Here is a 23,049-nt window from a genome sequence, read left to right as displayed (position 1 = left end):
CTTATGCTAAATCGCGATGCTGTAATGGATTATATCCTGACGTGTTTGCAAGGTATCGTCGAAGGCGGAGTGGAAATAAAACCTGATAGCGATCTCGTCAATGATCTTGGCCTGGAATCCATCAGAGTCCTGGATCTGCTGATGATGTTGGAAGATGAATTAGATATCTCCATTCCTATCAATATATTGCTTGATGTCAGAACGCCTGAGCAACTGCTTGACGCGCTGCGCCCTTATCTGGAGAAAAACCATGGGACTGTATGATAAGTTTGCGCGCCTCGCCAATGACCGCGAACAATTTCAAACGTCCGGTCTGAATCCGTTCGGCACCTGTATCGACGAAGTGTATTCCGCCACCCAGGGCCGCATCGGCGATCAAAAGATTGTCCTCGCCGGCACCAATAATTACCTTGGCCTGACGTTCGATGCGCAGGCGATCGCCGCCGGTCAGGCGGCCCTGGCCGCGCTCGGCACCGGCACCACCGGCTCGCGCATGGCGAACGGCAGCTACGGATCGCACCTGACGCTGGAACGGGAGCTGGCGGAATTCTTCGATCGCCCCAGCGCCATCGTGTTCTCCACCGGCTACACCGCCAACCTGGGCGTCATCAGCACGCTGGCGGGACCGGGCGCCGTGGTATTGATCGACGCGGACAGCCACGCGAGCATTTACGACGCCTGCGCCCTCGGCGGCGCGGAGATTATTCGCTTCCGCCACAATGACGCCGCCGATCTGGAGCGCCGCATGGTGCGCCTGGGCGAGCGTGCGCGCGAGGCGATCATTATCGTGGAAGGCATCTACAGCATGCTGGGCGACGTCGCCCCGCTGGTGGAAATCGTCGACATCAAGCGTCGGCTCGGCGGGTATCTGCTGGTCGACGAAGCGCACTCCTTCGGCGTGATGGGCGAGCACGGCCGCGGCCTGGCCGAAGCGCTGGGCGTCGAGCAAGACGTGGATATCATCCTGGGCACCTTCAGCAAAAGCCTGGCTTCGATCGGCGGTTTCGCCGTCGGCGGCAAGGGGATGGACGTGCTGCGCTACAGCAGCCGGCCGTATATCTTTACCGCGTCGCCGTCGCCGTCGAGCATCGCGTCGGTGCGCACGGCGCTGCAAAAAATCGCGCGCCATCCCGAACTGCGGGAAAAGCTGTGGAGCAACGCGCACCGCCTGTACCACGGCCTCGCCGAGCTGGGGTATACCCTGGGGCCGCGCATCAGCCCGGTGGTGCCGGTGATGATCGGTTCGAAGGAAGAAGGGCTGCGTTTCTGGCGCGAGCTGATCGCCCACGGCGTGTATGTAAACCTGGTGCTGCCACCGGCCGCGCCGGCGGGCGTTACCCTGCTGCGCTGCAGCGTCAATGCCGCGCACAGCGATGAAGAAATAGACACCATCGTGCGCGCCTTTGCGGCGCTGAAAAAATAAAGCCTTCCCTCTCGGCCGCGGCGGCGGTGCCGAAAATGGCATCGCCGCCCTGCCGAACCGATGCGCGCCTCAGTGCGCAGCCGTTGATACTTCATCAGCGGAATAGCGATAACCCTGCGCCGCCATAAATTCCGCGATGGCTTTTTCCGCCGCCGAAAGCACCTCCTTGATCGGCCGATCGGCATCGAGATCCACGATGTCGGCGCCTTCGAACGTCAATAACGGCGTGACGGCGATCTTCTTCTCCAGCGCCGCTTTGCGATGATCGGGTTTGCGCGCGCAGGCCACCGCCAGACTGACATTCAGCTTGAGCACCAGATCCGGTTTTTGCCCCGCCATCCATTGGAACGCCGCCCGCTCGCGCGCCGCCAGCCAACGGACAAACCGGCTCCCTTCAACGTCGACGGGAAAAACCGTGCCGTCGTAAGCGCCGGGGATCTGCGCCTGCGGAAAACGGTCGGTCAACACGATGAACCCTTGCCGCCGATACGCCAGCATGCGGCGAAACCGCAGCAGCCGCCGCCCCACGAAAGCGATGATCACCGCCGACGGCAGCAGGCCAATGCGGGATTTTTTCGTTTTGACTTTTTTGGTATTGCTCTCGATAGCCTTGCCCACCGAGCGCCCGAGCAGCGGCAACTTCGCCGCCGCGCGGCCGACGTTGCCCGCCTGTTTGCCCAGATGCACCTGCACCGCCGGGCCATAATGTTTCATATACGCGATCAGATGTTCACAAACGGTGGACTTACCCGATCCGTCGCTGCCGATAACCGCAATCAGCGGCGGAAATTTTGCACTCATAATAAGACTCTCTTTCAATACACCAGAAACGGCGTGCCATATTTGAAGCGAACTACCGCTTATCATTGCCGTGGCGGCCGCGTGGAAAAATTTTCCGTAATGCGACGCCAAAAAGCACAAAACATTAAGCGAAAATTGAAAAGCCCTACTCTTTTTTCGCCGTTAGCCCGGCCGGAAATTAACATAAAAAGCGAAACCGGCCCACGCACCAACAATTAGCACAAAATAACAAGAACGAACGCCATAAATATCAATTCAAATAACGAACAAGAATACCCATCTCATTATTTTATCGCGGCAAAGCACAATAAATATCTTGAACCCAAGGCGTATTGGAATACAATAGTTTTTTTCGCATTGGATCAATTATTGTGAGTCAGCAGATAAGACCTTCATCTGATCGCTCGCCCGTGCGCGTAATAGCGATAACCGGCTGTGACGGCTCGGGAAAATCCACGTTAGCCGCCAGCCTGGTCAACGCCTTATCGCCACAAGAACCTGCCGAACTGCTTTATCTCGGCCAGTCCTCCGGGCGTATCGGCGAATGGATCAGTTCGCTGCCGATTATTGGCGCCCCTTTCGGGCGTTATTTATTGAAGAAGTCGCAGCGCGTGCATGAGCGCCCTTCCACGCCGCCGGATAATGCCACGGCGCTGGTGATTTTTTTACTCTCCTATTGGCGCGTTTATAAATTCCGTCGCATGCTGAAGAAAAGCCGCAGCGGCGCATTGCTGATCACCGATCGTTATCCGCAGGCCGAAGTGGCGGGGTTTCGTTTCGATGGCCCGCAGCTGGCGAAAACCGCCGGCGGCAATCGCTGGATCCGCTGGCTGAGAAAGCGCGAACAAAACCTCTACCAATGGATGGCGTCTTATCAGCCCTTATTATTAATTCGGCTGGATATTGACGAACAAACGGCCTATTCACGCAAACCCGATCACTCGCTGGCGGCGTTGCGCGAAAAGATCGCCGTCATCCCGCACCTGACGTTTAACGGCGCTAACATATTGGATTTAGACGGCCGCGAGCCGGCCAACCGTATTTTCGACGAGTCTCTGCGCGCCGTTAAAATATCGCTGAGGGCCGCCAATGCCTAGCCGCCAAATAACCTTTTCGTACCGAAACAGATGAAAAAAAATAAACTCACCGCCGAACAGAATACCTCTTCCGCCTGCATCACCGGGCTGATTGCCGTGGTGGGCAGCGACGGCACCGGCAAGTCCACGCTGACCGCCGATCTGGTCAAGAACCTGCAGCAACATCGCCCCACGGAGCGGCGCTATTTGGGGCTGATCTCCGGCGAAGACGGCGACAAAATCAAGAAGTTGCCGTTCATCGGCGTATGGCTGGAACGGCGCCTGGCGGCCAAATCCGATAAAACCCAGCGCATGAGCAACAGGCCGCCGGCGCTGTGGGCGGCGCTGATCATGTACGGCTTTTCGCTGTGGCGCGCATCCAACCTGCGCAAGGTGCGGCGGCTGGCGCAGAGCGGCATGCTGGTGATCAGCGATCGCTACCCGCAGGCGGAAATTTCAGGTTTTTACTACGACGGGCCCGGCATCGGCGTGGAACGCGCAAAAGGCTGGCTATTGAGCCGCCTGGCAGCGCGCGAACGCCGTTTATATCAACGCATGGCCGTCTATCGGCCGGAGCTGATCATTCGCCTCGATATCGACGTCGATACGGCGTTTTCCCGCAAGCCCGATCACAGCTATGAAGAGCTGAAAGACAAGATTTCCGCCATGGTGCGCCTGCAGTACAACGGCGCGCGCATCATCGAGCTGGACGCCAGAGCCCCTTACGACGAGGTGCTGAGCAACGCGCTCAACGCCATTTCCGCCGTGGTGAACCCCGCGAAGCGCCCACAGAGCGACATCGGGCAACCCGGCGAAAACGCCGGCGAAGAAACTCAGGTTTATTAAACGCATACAGGGCAAGCGCATGACAGCGGAACACAAGATGCAGCAAAACAACGATAACGGCTGGTTTGGGTTATGAAACGGTGGTTTTCCGATGGCGCGTTTCGCTCCATTTTACGTAATGCCGCCTACTTAGGCTCCGGCAGCGTGGCCAGCGCGCTGCTCGGCCTGCTGGCGCTCTCCTGCGCCGGTAAAGGCATGTCGCCTGAAATGTTCGGCGTGCTGGTGGTGATCCAGGCCTACACCAAAGCGGTCAGCGATTTCATCAAATTCCAGACCTGGCAGTTTGTGGTGCAATTCGGCACCCCGGCGCTGGAGCATCAAAACACCGGGCGCTTCCGCGACGTCGTCGCCTTCTCCTTCGGGCTGGATATCGCCAGCGGCGTCATCGCCGTGCTGGGCGGCATGGTCATGCTGCCGTTCTTGTCCCACGCCCTGGGGCTGGACAGCGAAAGCTTCTGGCTCGCCATGCTGTACTGCACCCTGATCCCGTCGATGACCTCGTCCACGCCGACCGGCGTGCTGCGCGCCTTCAACCGCTTCGATCTCATCGCCATCCAGCAGGCGATCAAGCCGTTCCTGCAGGCGGTGGGCAGCGTCATCTCCTATTATTTCGATCTGGGATTCCCCGGCTTTATCGTCACCTGGTACGCCTCTAACCTGATCGGCGGCACGCTGTTCTGGTGGTTCACCGCGCGCGAACTGCGCCGCCGCGATATCCACGGCGCGCTGAGGCCGCGCCTGTTCAACGTCGCGCGCCGCATCGAGGGCGCCTGGAACTTCGTCTGGACCACCAACATCGCCCACACCATCTGGGCCGCGCGCAACTCCTGCACCACCGTGCTGGTGGGCGTGGTGCTCGGGCCGGCCGCCGCCGGGCTGTTCAAGATCGCCATGACCTTCTTCGATGCGACGGGCACCCCAGCCAAGCTGCTGGAGAAAAGCTTCTATCCGGAGATCATGCGCCTGGATCCGCGCACCAAGACCCCGTGGCTGCTGGGCCTGCGCTCCTCGCTGCTGGCCGGCGGCATCGGCCTGGCCGTCGCGGTGTTGATGCTGCTGGTGGGCAAGCCGCTCATTTCCGCGGTGTTCGGGCAGCAATACCTGGAAGCCTATGACCTGATTCAAATCATGCTGGGCGCGATCATCGTCTCCATGATGGGCTTCCCGCAGGAATCCTTACTGTTTATGGCAGGCAAGCAGCGCGCTTTCCTGATCGCGCAGGCGACGGCCTCGGCGGCCTACATTGCGCTGCTGGTGTCGATGGCGTATGCCTTCGGCGTGCAGGGCGCCGCCTTCGCTTATTTACTGGGGCAATGTTTAGACGTTCTGTTATCCCTGATACCGACGATCGGCGCCTACCGCAATCGCTTTATGTTGGGGCTGAATGCGCCCAAAGAGAGTAATCAATGACCGCTCACGATAATTGGAAGAAGTTCTCCGCCGAAACCACCCAGGCGCTGTTTGTCGCGGTGGAAGAAGACGACCTGGTTGAGGCGAATATCAGCCTGCCGCAGCAGATCGATCTGGAATGCTCCCCCGAGAGCATCCGGGACAACTACGCGCTGTGCCTGCAGTTTTGGGAAGACGGCTTTTCCCGCCGCGAGCTGCTGCAACTGGTGAACGGTTTCCTGCAAGACCCGCAGTTGGCGGCGCCCACCCGCATGCGCTACAAATATATCCGCGCCCGCTACAAGCACCTGCGCTTCGCCCAGCAGCTGTACGGCGCGCCCCACCGCGCCAACCGCCTGTTCCACACCACCACCGTGGTGCTCGGCCATTTTCAGGACGCGTTTCGCAACGGCAACCAGAAGAGCCTGACGCTGTACGGCAACCTGCTGCGGCTGCTGCTCAGCAAGCCGGTATGGTCATATGTGCGCTATGCGCTGCGCCACACCCGGCTGGAAAGCGCACAGGGCTTTATCGCCTACCGCCAGGAGCAAATGCGCCAGCTGCAGACGCTGATCGCCAGCCCGGCGCTGACCGGGCACCAGTTCCACAACGTGCGCAAAATCGTCAGCCGCCAGGTGTCGTTTTACGACACGCTGAGATCGATCGACCCCGACAATCGCGAAGCCCGGCAGATCTCGCGCTTCCTGGCGGCGATTAACGGCCTGATGGGCGACCGGCACGACGTGATGGTGGCGGACAAACTGGCCGGCGGCGATATCTACGATCGGCCGGCGATCCTGGATATCGACATTCGCCAGCGCCTGGAGCTGCTGCTGGCGCGCTTTCCGCTGTCGTTTTCCCCGCCGGCCGTCGCGGCGGGCAGATAAGCGCGTTGCAAGGAGCCATGATGACGTTGCGTCGCTTGCTGATCTTCACGCTGCTGCTGTCGCCGCTGGCGGCATCCGCGCATAACTTCGTGCTGGGCCGGCCGGTGGCGCCAATCGCCATCGCCGATCGCGGCGAACTGCTGCTGCGCAACGGCGATTTCAGCTACCGGCCATGGAACAGCGCAAAACTGGTGGGCAAAGTGCGGGTGATCCAATACATCGCCGGGCGCACCTCCGCCAAGAAGAAGAACTCGCTGCTGATCAACGCCGTCAAGGACGCGAACCTGCCGGGCGATCGCTTCCAGCCCACCACCATCGTCAACACCGACGACGCGATCCCGGGCTCCGGCTTTTTCGTGCGCGGCAAAATTGAGAAAAACAAGCGGAATTACCCCTGGGCGCAGTTCATCGTCGACAGCGACGGGCTGGGGCGCATGGTCTGGCGGCTGCCTGAGGAGAGCTCCACCATCGTGGTGCTGGACAAGGCCGGGCGCGTGCAGTGGGCGAAGGACGGCGCACTCACCCCGCAGGAAGTTGACCAGGTGATCGCCCTGCTGCGCGCGCTGATCGCGCAGGAGACGCCATGAAGCGCACGCCGCCGGGAGCCGATGACGCATGTCTTTGATTGAACGCTACATCACGGTTGAGATCCGCCGCCTGGTGATGATGATCGCCGGTTTTTTGATCTTCATGTTCGCCAGCTACTCCGCCCAGCGCTACCTGACCGACGCCGCCAACGGCACGCTGGCGCTGCGGGTGGTGGCCGACGTGGTGTTCTATAAGTCGCTGATCGCGCTGGAGATGATATTGCCCGTCGCGCTGTATGTCTCGGTGGCGGTGGCGCTGAGCCAGCTGTACAGCGATGCGGAGATCACCGCCATGCTGGCCGCCGGCGCCAGCCCGCTGCGGCTGTACAAGGCGGTGCTGATACTGGCCGTGCCGCTGGCGATAGCGGTCACGCTGCTGTCGCTGTATGGCAGGCCCTGGGCGTACGCCAATATTTATCAGCTGCAGCAAGAGTCGCAGTCGGTGCTGGACGTGAGCCACCTGCAGGCCGACAAATTCAACGTCAGCGGCAACGGCCGCATGATCCTCGCCAACCACGTCGACAAAACGGCCAACCACCTGACGGACGCCCTGATTTATGTGCGCGGCGGCCATCATACCAACCTGTACCGCGCGCAGTCGGTAGAGGTGCTCGACGCCTCCCCCGCCAGCCCCGCCGTGCGGCTGAAAACCGGCACCGCCTATGTGCTGGATCGCCAGGGCACCGACGACAACGGGCAGAACTACGACAACTTCGACATCGCGCTCAAACCGTTCGTGCCCAGCGCCGAGAGCCGGCACAAGTCGGCCTCGCCGGCGGAGCTGGCGCGCTCCGCCGATCCGGGTGACGCCGCCGAACTGCAATGGCGCGAAAGCCGCGGGCTGACCACCGTGCTGATGGTGCTGCTGGCGATCCCCTTTAGCCGCATCAAGCCGCGGCAGGGGCGCTACGCCGCGCTGCTGCCCCTGACGGTGCTGTTTACCGTGATTTTCTATGGCGGCAACATTTGCCGCACGCTGGTCGCCAACGGCTCTGTGCCGACGATCCCCGGCGTTTGGCTGGTGCCACTGGCGATGGCTGCCGGCATAGCCCTGCTGCTGGCGCGCGACTTATCCCTGCTGCGGAAACCCTCCCGATGACTATTTTTAGCCGTTACCTGATCCGCAACGTGTTCATCGGCTTCGCCGCCGCGGCCGGGCTGCTCATCCCGCTGTTCACCACCTTTACGCTGATCAACGAGCTGGAGGACGTGACCCCGGGCGGCTACCGCTGGCAGCAGGCGCTGCTGGTGACCGTGCTGACCCTGCCGCGCAGCCTGGTCGATCTGGGGCCGTTTATCGCGCTGCTCGGCGGCATCGTCGGGCTGGGGCAGCTGTCTAAAACCCTGGAGCTGACCGCGATCCGCTCCGCCGGGATGTCGATATTCCGCATCGCGCTGGTGATGCTCGCCGCCGGGCTGCTGATGAACCTGTCGCTCGGCGCCCTCGATGAATGGGCGGCCTCGCCGCTGCAGCAACGCGCGCTGCAGATGAAGAACAACGCCCTGGCGCAGTCGAACGATAACGACGTCACCGTGAACCCGCTGTGGGCGCGGCGCGGCAACGAATTTGTAACGGTCAAAACCGTCGATGAGAACGACCAGCCCCACGGCATTGAGATCTTCCGTTATCAGGCCAACCGCGCGCTGGAATCTTACATTTACGCCGACAGCGCCAGCACCGCCGCCGACGGCAACTGGCTGCTGCACAACGTGATGCTGAAAAGCTGGCAAGGCAGAAAAGAGACGATTGAGCGGCATAGCAGCCTGCCGTGGCGATCGCTGTTCACCGTGCCGAGCCTGAAAGAGCTGACCCTGCCGGCGGGCAGCTTCTCGCTGCAACAGCTGGAGCGCTATATCGATTACCTGCAGGGCTCGGGGCAGCCCAGCACCGAATACCGCCTGGCGCTGTGGAAAAAACTCGGCCAGCCCCTGCTGGTGCTGGCGATGATTTTGCTGGCCATCCCGTTTACCTTTACCGCCCCGCGCGCCCCCGGCATGGGCAGCCGGTTAGCGCTTGGCGTGATCGTCGGGCTGCTGACCTACATCGCTTACCAGATCGCCCTCAACCTGGGGTTGCTGTTCGCCCTCAACGCGCCCTTCACCGCCCTCGCCCCGCCGCTTTTACTTCTGGCGCTGGCGTTAGTGCTGGTTTATCGGTTTGATCGGCGGGGTTAGTTAGCCCGGGAGCTAGATAGAGCGACCTGAGCTGACATTAAGCAGGGCGGCTGGTTGAAAACAGTGTAACTACATGGGGTTAAGAAATCTGAAACAGAAGCACACCAAGTATGAGACGATGGCGTAAATTCATGAGTAGACAGGGAAATTGCAGCACATGAGTAGACGCTTAAACAGAGATTGCCGCACAAAAACAAGAAACATTCCCCGCCGTATGAAGGCACTTAAGCGTTGGTCTGAAACCTTCCATGATCCAGCACGAGCTGACTTTTCTGAGGACAGTCATTACTGGAATTACAAAATACCTGTAGAAATCAACCTGGTTGAAGGAAAGCACAGTAACAAAAAAATTAAGGCTGACTGTGCGCAGGCCTTGATAAATGCCTGTGCTAATTTGATGCTCGCAACAGCAGATTGCGACGACAACCCGCGAATTACTGCCGTCATCTGCCTCCCGGACATGTTTACCAGCGAAATTTGTTTGTACCATTCAGATGAATATTTTCAGGGTTTTGTTTCAGAAGGCAGTTCTGACAATGGCTCATCGATAATTTTAAAAGAACGCAGCCTTGCTAAGGAATGGGGGCTTATTCTTCCAGCTGGCGTGCAAGAGTTAGGCGTTGCAATTGAATATCATGGCGGAGATAACCCTGATGAGTGGTTTACTGGCGAACGCTGGCATTATGGTCAACCACAATAATTCAGGCATTCACTCTCCCCTGTTTTAATAAATGAGTCAGGGATATGTTTAGTTTAAAGTTTTGATCGGTGGAGCTAAAGAATAAGCAAAACTGAGTGATGGCCAGCAGCATTCAGATAAGCCCATCTGCAAAGATGGGCTTATCGACATTAACGCAACTCCTTCGCTATCGCGCTAAACATTAGCGATGCCTCCAGCGGTTGGGCACTAAAAGAAGGTTCCGCCTGCGGCCAGGTGGACCACTGGACGATCACCAGATTCTCTGCCTGATTGACCATAATCATCTGGCCGAAGATCCCCAGCGCCCACAGGGAATGCTTGAGGGATGCCTGCGGGGCAGGTTCTACGTTGATCGCATCCACCGGCACTTCGTTGTTCCACCATTGGAAGCCGTAAATACCGTTAGGATGCGCCGCTGATACCGAACCCGCCGCCCGAGTCCAGTTGGACGACTGGGCTACCCAATCAGCCGGCAAGATCTGTTTGCCGTTCGGCAGCGTCCCGTTATGCAGAATGAATTCGCCGAAGCGCCCCCAGTCTTCCAGCGTGGCGTTGAACCCATGCGCGCCCACGTCGTGCTGGCCTTTGGCGTAGGCATGCCACACGCCGTCGCTCGCCATGCCGTACGGCTGCCAGATGCTTTGTTCCAGATAAGCCGCCAGCGGCATGCCGGTAGCGCGCTCCAGCACGTCGCCCAGCAGCCACGCGCCGCCGGAGGAGTAAGACCAGTTCTGCCCGGCCGGATGCGCACGCTGCAAACCGGCTACCAGCTTGCGCACGCAGGCGTAGGTGCCGGGCCTGGCTTCACACTCGGTCAGCTGCGCGAAGTCCGATTTCGGGTTGGTGTAATCCTCATTCCACGCCACGCCGGAGGTGTGGGTGATCAGCTGCCTGAGGGTCACGCCGTCCCACGCGGTGCCTTTCAGATCGGGTTCGTATTGCGTGATAAGATCGTCGAGTGAGTGGATCTTGCCCTGTTTAATCGCCACGCCCACCAGCGTGGCGACCACGGATTTGCCCACGGAGCGCGATGTCCACAGGGTAGCGTCGGTATTACCCTGCCCCAGGTATTTCCAGGCGATTTTGCCGTCTTTCAATACCAGCATGCCGCTGACGTTCTGGCGCTGCAGGTAATCCTGCAGGTGGTAGGTTTTGCCATTCACCCGATAACTAGCATCGGTTAGCTGTTTAGCGGCAGTAAGCAGCGGCGTGGCGTTGCCATGGTGAAATACATCCCCCGCATAGTTGCGGTAGTCGTTACGAAAACCGATCACCCGATCGCTCTGGCTCCAGGTGAGCATCTTGTGCGTGTCCGGCAATTGCGCATCGAAAGGCGCGGGACAGGCGCTGAGTTCGGTGCCCGCACAGGCGGCCAGCGCGGCGGGCGCCAACAGGCCGCTGCAGAGACTGATGACAACGCCCGCCAGCAGGCTGCGGTTAAACACTTTGCTTTTCATATTTTTTCTCGCTTAGCTCAGGAAGGCGTTCAGCTTAAAAAAACGCGGCCTATAATAAAAAACGCCTGATGGGGGAAAATCCCCCGCAAAATCGACGGGAGAACCGCGTGCCGAGCCTGATTTATTCCTTTGCCCAACTGGAAGCCTTCACCGCCGTGGCCGAGCACGGCAGCCTGGCGAAAGCCGCGCTCAAGCTGGGCAAAGACCGCACGACGCTGCGCGATTTGATTGATTTTCTCGAGGATGGTTTGGGCTATGCGCTGTTCCTGCGCGAGGGGCGCAGCCTGCACCTGACGCCGGAGGGCGAACAGCTGCAGCGCCAGGCGCACCTGCTGATGCGCCAGGTGAAAGCGTTTGAGGCATTTGCCAAAGACCTGCCCAAGAGCGCGGCGCAGGAAATCTCGCTGGTTTACGATCCCTTCACACCCCGCGCGCTACTGCAGGCGCTGATTGCCGCCATGGCCCAGCGCAACACGCGCCTGAGCCTGATTAACGCCTCACGCGAAGAAGCAGAAAGCCTGCTGGCAAACGGCCAGGCCGATCTGGGCATCTGCCAGGCGCGCAACCGCAGCGTGGGCGACGCCATGGAATGGCGCGCCTTAGGGGCGATAGAGATGGATTTTTACGCCGCCGAAGCGCTTTTCCCCGGCGCGGAACAGCCGCTTTCGCTGCTGGAACTCTCGCTCACGCCGCAGGTGATCATGCACCCGGATTCTGACGAACCCGTGGCGCGCCGCCTGCAAATTTCCGGGCATACTATCTTCACCAACGAGCTGGAAATGCTGCGCGCCCTGCTCGAACAGGGCTGCGGCTGGGGATTCTTGCCGACACATATGCATGCCGAACAGTGGAAAAACGTCAACACGCTGCGCACCGAAGTCGGCAGCCAGGGAATCAGCCAAACCATAGTGACCATCTGGAAGCCGGGCAATGACCGACGGGCGCTGATTGAAGAGACGTTGGGGTTGTTGCCGGGGTTGTGGAGAGGGGTTGGGGGGTGAAAAATCGCTACTAAATTAGTGGTGGTGTTACCGGTAGTCGATCGTAGAGTTCATCGTCCGCGTTACTTTTCGATTGTTCTTAAGCGGGGCTCGCTGTTTTCATCCAATGAGAGCCCCTCACCACCATCACTCCAGCGCTGCTGGCTATGGTTTATTGCTTTGATAGGCGGCATTTGAGGGGCGGCTTTGAGCAATTTGCGGACGTTAACGTTTAAAGCAGCGAGCGGCAAAGCAGTCCGATTGACTTGTTTTGTTATGTGCCGAACTCATTGTACGCTCTGAGTATCCGGTGTGCCCGTCTAATTGTTCGCTAACTATTGTAACCCATTAAGATATATAGAATTGATAAATAGCCTAATCTAGGGGCCTTAGCTACGTGGCACTGTAGGCCCAAGGCCATATGCATAGACGACAAGACTCTCTCCCAAACTAACAAGCAAAATAGCCATCGGGAGTTAAATGCCGACCGAGAAACATATTTCCCCTGCTCCGCGACAGTATCGTATAGAGGGGTACCAATGACCCCAGAGGGCCTTGAACAACGACAGAATCCTCGATATCTATGAGTTACCTGACATCGTGAAAACGATAAATCCGCCCATTCTCATTCACCTCCGCAACCTTTCTCAAAGCCTCCGCTGGCGACAAACCGAACTTACGGGTTAACACAACGAACAGATGATAGAACTCGGATTTCAAATCCGCAGCGAAGACCCCCGGATCATCAGATCCAAGACAAATAGACATAGGAACATCACCTTCAATCGCCTCACCCGGCAAGCCCATCCAGCGAAAGATATGATGCTCGCTGACATCTCGATACTGACTGATACGGGTATTGCTGGTCGGAGGGCATTCTATTGCAATGTTTCGGTCTGCCATTTTGGCCATTACAGCTTGTTGTAATGCAACAACCGCTTCATCCGGCAAATATTCCAGGGCAACTTCAACATATTCAGCACGCTGCTTTCGTACATTGTCAGATGTAAGCCATTGCTTATACAACTTCAGCGGCCTTTTCATGCCCGCCATTTTAGCCAACTCTCTGGTGCTCTCGTACTCTTCCAACCAGAGGGATTTGGGTTTTAATGGCCCATCTAGCTCACCCAGTAGGCCTTCCGATTCCGCCAATCCCCCCCGCATTTCAAATACCTGATCAAGGGTGGTAATCGAGACTTCTTCTTCTAGCGAAAACACCTTATGGGCCAAACGAACAGCTTCAATCGCTGCATCACTGGCGTAACGCAGCAGTTCCGGGTGACTTCGAAGTTCCCGCCAAATAAATACCAAATCGAGCAATCGCGTCTCTTTGGTCATGGACAAAGATAATGGCAAAGAGCGTTTCCAGATGTCAGGTGTGATGCCAATCGCCGTGCAGTGACCAAGACGGTCGCCATTACGCAATGGCAAAAACCTTAAGGCATCATCAATGGATCGAATACCACTGATAAGATGCGGAAAGTCCTCGCCAACATGATAGGTAAAATGAGCAATACCTGATTTGGCTAGCACCCGGAACAAGGGACCAAACAACTCCGGTGGCGCGTACATCTCATTAGCTGCGGCATCCACTCCTCGAATCCAGCTTGTCAGGCGGGGTTCATACTTCAGCATGTCCATCAGAATAGCAGCCTGATTTTTCAGGTCCTTGAATAGTAATGCGTAAGGATAGACCTCACCATTTTTTTGCCTTCTTTTGATAAAGTGCGGCACTAGCGCCAGCTTTGCACACTTGCCATGAGGTTCAACCAGTTCGAGATTATCGAGCACTTGCGACATATTCAGCGGCTTATCATGCACCCATTCCAGAGACATATGAGCACTTAGGTATTCCCAATACCCTCTTAACACACTGAAGAGCAGTTTTTGCATTTTGCTAGGGTCGCTCTTCGGAGCAAAACGTCCTTCCAGATAACGCACCTGAGAATACACACCAGCACCATGGGCATGTTTAAAACGAGACAAATAAGATTTCTCGGTTTCCTCCCTCAGCTCTGTCATGGTGTAATTCTGGAACTGATCAAAACCGAAAAAATCGTCTCGCTGAACCAGTAAGGTCAGGTACTGATTTTGAATCAGAAGGTAAATCCAAAGCAGTCGTTCCAACCCTTCGGGCGCACCATACCGCCATTTTTCCAACAACGCGGTTAGCCAGCAAAATTCAGACTCTTGACTGTATTTGTCGTCAGTTGGCCAAACCGTCGCAAACCCATACTCCTGGTCATAATGCAGAATTGTGCTATCCGCCAGCTGCTGCGGATTCTGCATTGATGCTATCCACTCTGGTAACTCGACGCCCTGAGCGACCCGACAAAGAATTTCGCGAATATTACTGGCGATTTGCAAACGATCCTTGAAAATTTCAGGCGTCAGAGAAGGGTCAATCTGGGCGCAGAGTTGTTTCATCTCTTGAGATGCCCAGCCCTTATCAAAATCTCTGACGCTCACTTCTGGGTGCTTGAGTGCATCCAGCCAACACTCTTCCGCACTGGTACTGCCATTCAGATGTTGGTGGGTTTCGTGTAGGCGTTCACGGGTAATGTAGTCCTCAACCGTCGGGTGATATGGGTATAAAGGCCAGCGAAAACTATATTCTTGACTGGCAGGCCCAGAGTTAAAGACCTGATGACACGCCATAATTGGCAGGCACGACACTCGGCTCATCAGCGTTTGCCATTCCGAGAACAAAGCAAGATCGGTTCTAGGGCCGTCTTTCTCGTTTTTAACAAATTTTTCAGCGATTAGGCGCAAGGCCGCTACTGGACCAAGTTTCATATTTCGCTGTTTGAGTCGCTGTTCCAGGGATGACCAAGCCGACTTGGCTACATGATCAGGCAAACTACGCGTTTGTTCGTATTGAGTAAGGAACACGGATGACTCCACCCTGTCATCAAGTGATATCTCATTCAACGAGACGGTGCTCAGCCGATCCAACAGCAATGCCGAGTTAAGAAGAAACCTTTCCATACCCAATCCTTATACGAAGGCCATTATTATTTTTATATGTTGTCACTTATTGAAGGCAACTTAGTTTTCCTAGCTGGTGTAGCCTTATCGTATGATGCTCCAACGATTGTGGAGGAATTCAGCGATGTTATAGTGTTTTTAGACGCCTGTTGTTTAATGCTTCTTTTTCGATTATCATTTTCAGATAAATACTCCCATTCTTCTTCGGAAAGTAATTTGCCGCCAACAATCTCACGAATCAGTTTAAGGAAACTTACTTCCTTGCTCAGTGCTTTGGCTGAACAATTAACTCCCCCTACAGGAAAAATGAACGGATGTAGAATTGGACAGCTAATTAATAAGAAAAACAATGGATGGGTATCTTTCCATTTTTTCTTATCCACTTTCAATTTTTTATTCATTACATTTATCTTTTTCTCAAACTCATCAACCGAAGTGACTGGATTTAGTTTTAACCCTTCACCGATATACTCCCTATTACTAACTGAATGATATAAGTCCTCTTCAACCAATACCGCATGAAGAAAAGCCAAAACATTAAAACGCATAATTTTCGCAGCATTTGATTGACTGGCCATTATTCCATGCTCTGCATCTTTATAGAGCCTGGTTTTATGCTGATCAGCCACATTATTAAGGTTGAAATAGAACCGAGTCCATACTTTACCAATCAAAAGTGCCGACGGACGAATTTGAATCTCAATTTCGTTTACTTTATTAAGCCATTGCTCAACTTTAGTAATGGCATCAGAAAATTCCGTTGTGCCACCCTGCTGATTGTCATTCTGTTGACTGTCATCAGTTACGTTATCATCCATGGGATCAAGGTCAACATCCAAAACAGCAGCATCTTTATCCGCCCTTTTACTTGAGCCTTTCATTTCTGCACGAGCAGCAGCCTCGCTCCATGGGGGAACAATACATGTTGTCTGAGCTACAACTTTATTAAAAGCATTAGTAATGGCAGGTCTTTCACGACGACATGCAGAGATATCTGCAATAGCACCAATCAGATTAAAAACACTACTGAAATCCATAAGGTTATTTGAAGCTACCGTACTCAAGGAAGCCGCCATTGCGGCTTTTGCCAAGCCATTCTCAGTATCAATGTTAAATTTTTTGTAACCCTCGGGCATCTTTTGGCGTGATTTACGATTTAACTGCACCATGCCAAGAAAAACGCCAACCTTTTCATCATTAGGGTTGTTTGCAACCACCGCACAACATCGGTTAGCCCAATGTGAGGCGCTTTCAATTCTGCCAACAGACATATAAGCTACATATTCACTAACGATCTGGTCGAATTTTTCTCTATCATTTTCAGCCAGTGCTAACTCGGTCACAAATTGATTGAATATGCTGACGGAACCACAACCAACTAAAAGCATCTGTAAAAACTTTGACAGACTACCCTGACAGTTTTCACTTACCTGAGAGGCCAAGTAAATAGAGCAATTTCTTAATGCTTCACTTTCAGACTGAGGCCGCAAATAAAATCCGGTATTAAAATCACGATCCTGCTTTACATAGGTAAATATATCCTTACAGAGCGAATCCATACCAAATCGATGTTGTTCATAATTTAACCCAGCTCGATAAATGCTGCTTAGCATCGATCCATATAAGGCATTTCTAAGTAAATTCGGAACTGATAACTCATCAGATCTTTCATTGCTGCCTTGTTTACCATCATGTTTTACCGATGTAGCATGATATTTTTTGGTGTAGAAATCCTGAAGCACCTGCATCAACAACCGCACTGGCTGCTTCAGCAATTCATTCACATACATGTCTGCATCAGAGCCCTCTCTCAAATTAAGACCTTCCCTAACAGCATCGCCAATCGCTTGCCGGACATCTATGGCAGCAATATCCTGCATGTCAAACTTAGTTTTAACCTTGATATTCTCTTTACCGCCTTTTCCCTTTTCGCCGACCAGTTGCAACATAGTTTTCAGTTGAATACGCTTTTGTACCGGAAAAAGTTTTAATAAATATTGCTGTTCAAGGTGTTCAACCATATAACCCCGCTCGGCTAAGCGGGCGCTCTCTTTTTCCTGATCGAGCAAAGTTTTGCTATAATTTTCGTATTGCTTACCGCGAATCAATTGCGAATATAGCCGCAAGTCACCTGTCGCCACCACCAACAATTTCTGGCTATTAAAGAACTTACGAATAGATTCAAGTACATCCCAGCCCGCTTCAAACTGAGTATCAATATCATCAAACGAGATCAAAATGGCCTTGCAGCCGAGAATTTCACATGCACTTTCAACCAGCTTATCAAAGATTTCTGACAAATCCTGGCCACCAATGGAGTAATCAAGCTGGGCATCCAGCTTCAAAGCATCACTGAAATATTCCGGCTTATATTCGTTGTCTGTGAGCAGATGTAAACCACGCTGGAGCTGCGCAAGGTGATTCTGCCATTGTTCTTTTTGTTTTTTATGGTCATTCGACGACCAGCATCCTTTTAACTTGTCGGACACCATTTTATTCAGACGGGCAGTCACAGTGACCAAAATGGGTTCATGGCGCGGCAACTTGGTAGGGTCGATAGTCGGCAAACACTTGATGCTGACATTGACATCACCTTTCTCACTGTCCAGAGATTTGACCACGCTATTGATAAAAGTGGTTTTACCCGCACCGCGAGTACCATCCACAAAAAATACATTACGACCGGACTCATCAATAAACCGTGTTAGCCCAGCAGACTTATCGGTGTCATGAGAGGTAACCGAGTTCCGGATACTCTCGACCAACTGATCACGCAGAGATTTCTGAATGAGATCATCTTCTTTGGTACTGCCCGGAAGATTGGGCGCAAACAAGTTGATGATGATTTTTCCCTCGGTCGTTTCAGTCTGTACGCTGTCTGTCATGTTCGTATCGATCCATTTTTTTGATTTTTTGCCAGCCTGAGCATCAGACTGGTGCTTTAAATTTACACTGCGTTGATTTATGCAATGCTCATTGCCCTTAGCTTCAATCAGTTCGTTGGGGGCGCTTCGCCACGATTCGTCCTACAAAGCTACCTGGAGCGCTAATAAAACTGACCACCTCATTCACTGCCCTCATCCTCGCGACTGAACGGTTCGTTTTGTCGAGCAGGTGTTGCTATGCGGAGTGTGGGACCGAGGATAACGCACTAGATGCTCATGTTGTGCGGCACACCTTCACTAGTTCTAACCGATAATATACTAGCGTTAAATTATTGATAAATATTAACAACAATCAATTACTGCTCCTGTTACCAAAACCGTGCTGGTATATTATTACTTTTTTCTAGCCATGTATTTTAGGTTGATCTACGCTAAGTGCCTAAATTAGCTCACTTTACCTTATTCAGCAACAAATAAGTGTTACCTGTTTATTTGCTCAATGCGAGTCTGTTTTATGGCGAAAATAAACAACTCTTAGTATTTATCCACATGAACAACCAATGCCCGCTTCTGGCACAAAGCCGCCATTGACACTTAACTTCGACCATGTAAACCACCTTACCAAACTCTCCGCCAACAAAATACAGCCATATAAAATGATTCGATTCACAATTAATAAACCAACGACATTATTACCTCTATTTTCATTCCATTATTTTCCCTCCGCTGCTCCAACCCCCAACTCCCCCCTAGCACCGCCCCCGCCCTTTCCCTACAATAAGGGATCTGTTGAGGCATAACGCAAGGAAAGACGGTGTCGAAAGCCAATCCCAATGCCACTATCGTGGATATCGCCCGCCGCGCCAGGGTGACCAATATCACCGTTTCCCGCGCCTTCAATAAGCCCGAGCTGGTCAAGCCGGAAACCCGCGAGCGCATTCACGCCATCGCCAAAGAGCTGAACTATGTACCCAACGCCTTCGCGCAGGGGCTGAAAAGCAGCAGCAGCCAGATTATCGGCATCGTCACCAGCAGCATGTACAACCCGTTCTATTCCGGCCTGATCAAGACGGTGTCGCGCATTGCGCGCCAGCAGGGCTACCAGATCATGCTGTTCGACACCGACGGCAGCGAAGAGGCGGAAATGCGCGCCATTCAGGCGCTGTTCGGCTACAAGGCACGCGGCATCCTGCTGTCGGCGGTGCGCGACGACAAGCGCTACCGCCCCGCCTATCTCGAGCTGGCCGAGGTGTACGGCGTGCCGCTGATCCTGATCGACCGCGATCTTTACGATCAGCAGCTGAGCGGCGTGTTCCTCGATAACCGCGAGATTGGCGTGCTGGCCGGGCGCTATCTGGCGGAGCAGCCGGAGAAGAAGCTTTTGATTATCGGCGGCCCGGCGGATTCGGAAATTACCTTAACGCGCACCGCCGGCATCGTCGCGGCCTTGCAGGGCAGCGGCCGTGAGATTCACATCATCAACGGCGACTATGATTTCACCTCGCAAGAGAGCGAGGTGCGCGCCTATCTGGCGCAGCCGGAGAACCGCCCGGATTACATCATCGGCCTGAACGGTATCATCACGCTGGGCGCCATCGCCATCTGCCACGAGATGGGGCTTTATGAGCAGGTGAAGTTCTTCTCGATCGACGAACCGCCGCGCGCCGGCGCTTACGGCCTGCATATTCCGGGGGTGTATCACGATACGCAGAAACTGGGGGAGATCGCCGCGGAGCTGCTGTTCAGCGCCATTCACAGCCCGCGCGGCGAGCTGCCGGTGCGCAGAGAATTCTTCACCGGCTCGCTGTTGAATCGCTGACGGACGCTATTGCCCGTAGTAGGCGTGTTTGCCGTGCTTGCGCAGGAAATGTTTGTCCAGCAGCTCCGGCTGCATCGGGGCGATGGCCGGCGCAAGCTGGCGCGTCGCCATCGCCATGATCGCCACCTCTTCCAGCACCACCGCGTTGTGCACCGCATCCGCCGCGTCCTTGCCCCAGGCAAACGGGCCGTGGGAATAGACCAGCACTCCCGGCACCTGCTGCGGATCGCGCCCCGCCTGATTGAAGGTCTCGATAATCACCTTGCCGGTTTCCCCCTCGTAATCGCCGGCGATCTCCGCCTCGCTCATCGGCCGGGTGCAGGGAATGTCGCCGTAAAAGTAGTCGGCGTGGGTGGTGCCCAGCGCCGGGATCGGCTGCCCGGCCTGCGCCCAGATGGTGGCGTTGCGGCTGTGGGTGTGCACCACGCCGCCGATATCGGCGAAGGCGCGGTACAGCGCCAGGTGAGTGGCGGTGTCGGATGAGGGTTTGCGGTGCCCTTCGCGCACCTTGCCCTCCAGATCCACCACCACCAAATCCTCCAGCGTCATCGCCTCGTAGGCGATGCCCGAAGGCTTGATCACCACCAGCCCGCTCTGGCGGTCGATCGCCGAGACGTTGCCCCAGGTAAAGGTCACCAGCCCGTATGCCGGCAGGCTGAGGTTGGCGGCCAGCACCTGCCGCTTGAGTTCGTTCAGCATGCGATGCCTCCATCATTCATCTGTTGTTCGATCCAGGCCTTGGCCTGGGCAATGCGTTGCTTGTCCTGCCCGTCTTCGCGCGCCCACATCTCCAGCAGGTAGGGGCCGCGATAGCCGAGCGCGTTGAGCACGGCAAAGGCGTGGGCGAAATCCACGCAGCCCTCGCCGAACGGCACGTCGCGAAACTGCCCGGCGCTGCTCGGCCCCACCGCGACGGTGTCTTTGAGGTGCACGGCGGTGATGCTGCCGATGCCCAGCGCCAGCTCGGCGGCGACGTCGTTGCCCCAGGCGCTGAGGTTGCCGAGATCGGGATACACCGTGAACCACGGGCTGTTAACGTGGCGGGCGATGTCGCGCCATTTGCTGATGCTGTTGATGAACGGCGTGTCCATCACCTCCACCGACAGCATCACCTGCGCCCTGGCGGCCTGCGCCGCCGCCCACTGCATGCCTTCGATAAAGCGCTCGCGGCTGTGGCGATCGGCGGGTTCGTAATAGACGTCGTAGCCCGCCAGCTGGATATTGCGGATGCCGAGATCCGTCGCCAGTTCCAGCGCCTTGCTCATCAGCACCCGCGCCCGCTCGCGGGTGGCGGCGTCGGCGCTGCCGAACGGATCGCGCCGGTGCGCCGACAGGCACAGGCTCGGCACCTTCACCCCGCTGTCGAGCCGCGCCTGGATAAACGCCAGCCGCTGGCGGCGATCCCAGTCCAGCCGCTGCTGGCGCGCCGGCTGTTCATCGATCGACATCTCCACAAATTCAAAGCCCAGCTCGGCGGCGGTGGCCAGCCGCTGCGGCCAGCTCAGATCGGCGGGCAGCGCCTTTTCATACAGCCCCAGACAGGCGGCGTTAGTCGTTTGCATCAGTCACCTCACTCAAAGCCTGGGCGACCGCCAGATAGCGCGCCTGCTGGGCGCGCAGGCGCCGGTGGGCGGCGGTCGCGGGATAATAACAGCGCAGCTTGGGCGGCGCGGCGGCGATCGCTTCGGCGAACCCGGCGTACTCCCCGGCGCCGACGGCGGCGCACAGGGCGGCGGCGCGGCAGCCGCTCTGGCGCGTTTCCACCACCTCAAGCGGCAGGTTGCCGGCGTCGGCGTACATCTGCATCCAGACCTCGGACTGCGTCGGCCCGCCGGTCATGCGCACCCGCTCGATGCGCGGGTTCAGCTGCACCATGCGCTCCTGATGGATCAGGTGCGAGAACACGATGCCCTGGTAGATCGCCTGCACCACGTCCGCCATCTCGTGGTGGGCGCTCAGGCCGATCAGCCCGCCCGGCGTGTTGCCGCCGAGGTTGGAGCCATACAGATAAGGCAGGAACAGCAGCCCGCTGGGCTGCTCGCTGCGCTCGGCCACCCAGGCGTTGAACTGCGCGTAGCGCTGCCGGTCGTCGGCGCAGAACTGGCGCAGAAACCAGGCCAGGTTGCCGGCCGAGGTCGGGCTGCCTTCGTGCACGAAATAGCGGCCGTCGATGCAGTAGCGCCCCCAGGCGTAGGGATAGTCGGCAGGAATGATGCGCTCGGTCACGCAGGTGGCGATCGACCAGGTGCCCGCCACCGCGCTGAGCGTGCGATCGTCGGCCACGCCGGAGCTGAGCGCCGCGCCCACCACGTCGAACAGGCCGCCGTACACCGCGGTGCCTGCCCGCAGGCCACACTGCGCCGCCGCCGCGGCCGTCACCCGCCCGGCCAGCTGCGCCGAGCCGATCACCGGCGCGGTCTTCTCCTGCGCCTCTTCGATGCCGAAGGCCGCCATCAGCGCCGGATCGTAAGCGCCGCTGTGCTGATTGAACAGGTTGCTGCCGGAGATGTTGGTCACCTCGGCCGCCGCCTCGCCGGTGAGGCGAAAGCGCAGGTAGTCGTGTGCCATCAGGATGCGATCGACGGCAGCGTACTGCGCCGGTTGCCGCTGCTTCAGCCAGCGCAGCAGCAGCGCCGGGTGGCTGGGCCACAGCGGCTGCAGGCTGCGCGGGTAGGTCTGCGCGCCCACGCCGGTGCGGCGCAGCTCAGCCACCGTGGCCGCCGCGCGGTTGTCCGAAGAGAGGATGCCGTTGCCGACCGGTTTGCCGTGGCGATCGATGGCGTACAGCCCTTTGCCGTGCGCCGAGAAGCTGACGCCGCGCACCTGCCCGGCCTCCAGCCCCGCCGCGTGCAGCGTCTGGCGGATCGCCGCGCAAACGTCATCCCACAGCGCGTCCATATTGCGTTCGCTGAAGCCCGGCTGGGCGGCAATCGCCGCGCCGTCGCGCTCGGCGACTGTCAACTCTTCGCCGCTTGCCCGGTACAGCCCGGCCTTGATCACCGTGCCGCCGACGTCTATGCCAAGAAAGACTGCCAT

Annotated in this window: 19 protein-coding genes; 12 read left to right on the top strand and 7 right to left on the bottom strand. The window is 56.6% G+C overall.

What is annotated here, in order from left to right; all coding sequences use genetic code 11:
- Positions 1 to 3: 3 nt before the first annotated feature.
- Positions 4 to 264, top strand: coding sequence for an acyl carrier protein (locus ACF8MC_RS23740; RefSeq protein ID WP_015378483.1), 261 nt, complete (start codon positions 4 to 6; stop codon positions 262 to 264).
- Positions 251 to 1,423 carry a serine palmitoyltransferase gene (locus tag ACF8MC_RS23735; RefSeq protein WP_004935542.1) on the top strand — a complete coding sequence of 391 codons (1,173 nt, stop codon included), beginning with the start codon at positions 251 to 253 and terminating at the stop codon, positions 1,421 to 1,423. The genes ACF8MC_RS23740 and ACF8MC_RS23735 overlap by 14 nt, the downstream gene beginning before the upstream one ends.
- A gap of 69 nt (positions 1,424 to 1,492) precedes the next feature.
- On the opposite strand, the gene ACF8MC_RS23730 is transcribed toward ACF8MC_RS23735, so the two are convergent.
- On the bottom strand, positions 1,493 to 2,224 hold the full coding sequence (locus ACF8MC_RS23730) for a thymidylate kinase (protein WP_164104902.1): 732 nt from the start codon (positions 2,222 to 2,224) through the stop codon (positions 1,493 to 1,495).
- Between the two features lie 371 nt (positions 2,225 to 2,595).
- Here ACF8MC_RS23730 and ACF8MC_RS23725 point away from each other — a divergent pair, with 371 nt between their 5' ends.
- The 8 genes from ACF8MC_RS23725 to ACF8MC_RS23690 all read left to right on the top strand — a co-directional run bounded on the left by ACF8MC_RS23725 (position 2,596) and on the right by ACF8MC_RS23690 (position 9,884).
- Positions 2,596 to 3,321: a hypothetical protein gene (locus ACF8MC_RS23725; RefSeq protein ID WP_126191971.1), complete on the top strand. Its 726-nt coding sequence runs from the start codon at positions 2,596 to 2,598 to the stop codon at positions 3,319 to 3,321.
- 30 nt (positions 3,322 to 3,351) lie between these two features.
- Entirely contained in the window at positions 3,352 to 4,146 is a 795-nt protein-coding gene (locus ACF8MC_RS23720; protein ID WP_074025802.1) for a hypothetical protein, read from the top strand.
- Between the two features lie 72 nt (positions 4,147 to 4,218).
- Complete coding sequence (locus ACF8MC_RS23715) at positions 4,219 to 5,556, top strand: lipopolysaccharide biosynthesis protein (RefSeq protein WP_164104903.1); 1,338 nt, start codon at positions 4,219 to 4,221, stop codon at positions 5,554 to 5,556.
- Positions 5,553 to 6,422 (top strand): hypothetical protein, encoded by an 870-nt coding sequence (locus ACF8MC_RS23710; RefSeq protein ID WP_164104904.1) that lies wholly within the window; start codon positions 5,553 to 5,555, stop codon positions 6,420 to 6,422. The genes ACF8MC_RS23715 and ACF8MC_RS23710 overlap by 4 nt, the downstream gene beginning before the upstream one ends.
- Positions 6,423 to 6,442: 20 nt before the next feature.
- Positions 6,443 to 7,009, top strand: coding sequence for a YtfJ family protein (locus ACF8MC_RS23705; protein WP_164104905.1), 567 nt, complete (start codon positions 6,443 to 6,445; stop codon positions 7,007 to 7,009).
- A gap of 28 nt (positions 7,010 to 7,037) precedes the next feature.
- Positions 7,038 to 8,108 carry an LPS export ABC transporter permease LptF gene (lptF, locus tag ACF8MC_RS23700; protein ID WP_033647969.1) on the top strand — a complete coding sequence of 357 codons (1,071 nt, stop codon included), beginning with the start codon at positions 7,038 to 7,040 and terminating at the stop codon, positions 8,106 to 8,108.
- Positions 8,105 to 9,184, top strand: a complete 1,080-nt coding sequence (gene lptG / locus ACF8MC_RS23695) for an LPS export ABC transporter permease LptG (RefSeq protein WP_164104906.1) — start codon at positions 8,105 to 8,107, stop codon at positions 9,182 to 9,184. Before lptF ends, lptG begins: the two co-directional genes overlap by 4 nt.
- A gap of 157 nt (positions 9,185 to 9,341) precedes the next feature.
- Complete coding sequence (locus ACF8MC_RS23690; protein ID WP_164104907.1) at positions 9,342 to 9,884, top strand: DUF3916 domain-containing protein; 543 nt, start codon at positions 9,342 to 9,344, stop codon at positions 9,882 to 9,884.
- 149 nt (positions 9,885 to 10,033) lie between these two features.
- Here ACF8MC_RS23690 and ACF8MC_RS23685 read toward each other — a convergent pair whose 3' ends face one another.
- Positions 10,034 to 11,341 carry a serine hydrolase gene (locus tag ACF8MC_RS23685; protein ID WP_164104908.1) on the bottom strand — a complete coding sequence of 436 codons (1,308 nt, stop codon included), beginning with the start codon at positions 11,339 to 11,341 and terminating at the stop codon, positions 10,034 to 10,036.
- 107 nt (positions 11,342 to 11,448) lie between these two features.
- On the opposite strand from ACF8MC_RS23685, the gene ACF8MC_RS23680 reads away from it, so the two are divergent.
- Positions 11,449 to 12,342, top strand: a complete 894-nt coding sequence (locus ACF8MC_RS23680; protein WP_164104909.1) for a LysR family transcriptional regulator — start codon at positions 11,449 to 11,451, stop codon at positions 12,340 to 12,342.
- Positions 12,343 to 12,909: 567 nt separating this feature from the next.
- Here the strand turns inward: ACF8MC_RS23680 and ACF8MC_RS23675 are convergent.
- Together ACF8MC_RS23675 and ACF8MC_RS23670 are read right to left on the bottom strand one after the other, a co-directional pair.
- Positions 12,910 to 15,309, bottom strand: a complete 2,400-nt coding sequence (locus tag ACF8MC_RS23675) for an adenosine deaminase (RefSeq protein ID WP_164104910.1) — start codon at positions 15,307 to 15,309, stop codon at positions 12,910 to 12,912.
- A gap of 32 nt (positions 15,310 to 15,341) precedes the next feature.
- The gene (locus ACF8MC_RS23670; RefSeq protein ID WP_164104911.1) at positions 15,342 to 18,194 is read right to left on the bottom strand and encodes an archaeal ATPase; all 2,853 of its coding nucleotides are present in this window, start codon (positions 18,192 to 18,194) and stop codon (positions 15,342 to 15,344) included.
- An 814-nt stretch (positions 18,195 to 19,008) separates the two neighbouring features.
- Here ACF8MC_RS23670 and ACF8MC_RS23665 point away from each other — a divergent pair.
- Positions 19,009 to 20,013, top strand: a complete 1,005-nt coding sequence (locus ACF8MC_RS23665; protein WP_060420277.1) for a LacI family DNA-binding transcriptional regulator — start codon at positions 19,009 to 19,011, stop codon at positions 20,011 to 20,013.
- 6 nt (positions 20,014 to 20,019) lie between these two features.
- Here the strand turns inward: ACF8MC_RS23665 and araD are convergent, their stop codons facing one another.
- Genes araD through ACF8MC_RS23650 form a run of 3 tightly spaced genes read right to left on the bottom strand, consistent with a single transcriptional unit; the run spans position 20,020 to position 23,049 of the window.
- Positions 20,020 to 20,712, bottom strand: a complete 693-nt coding sequence (gene araD / locus ACF8MC_RS23660) for an L-ribulose-5-phosphate 4-epimerase (protein WP_033632583.1) — start codon at positions 20,710 to 20,712, stop codon at positions 20,020 to 20,022.
- Positions 20,706 to 21,575 (bottom strand): L-ribulose-5-phosphate 3-epimerase, encoded by an 870-nt coding sequence (locus ACF8MC_RS23655; RefSeq protein WP_060421848.1) that lies wholly within the window; start codon positions 21,573 to 21,575, stop codon positions 20,706 to 20,708. Before ACF8MC_RS23655 ends, araD begins: the two co-directional genes overlap by 7 nt.
- Positions 21,562 to 23,049 carry an FGGY-family carbohydrate kinase gene (locus ACF8MC_RS23650; RefSeq protein WP_164105235.1) on the bottom strand — a complete coding sequence of 496 codons (1,488 nt, stop codon included), beginning with the start codon at positions 23,047 to 23,049 and terminating at the stop codon, positions 21,562 to 21,564. Before ACF8MC_RS23650 ends, ACF8MC_RS23655 begins: the two co-directional genes overlap by 14 nt.

The sequence above is a fragment of the Serratia sp. LACPHL-BACT-2024-00286 genome (assembly GCF_043109535.1).
In the GTDB taxonomy this organism is placed as follows: Bacteria; Pseudomonadota; Gammaproteobacteria; order Enterobacterales; family Enterobacteriaceae; genus Serratia; species Serratia sarumanii.
The sequence above is the reverse complement of the archived record's forward strand: the minus strand, read 5'-3'. Positions and strand labels throughout refer to the sequence as shown.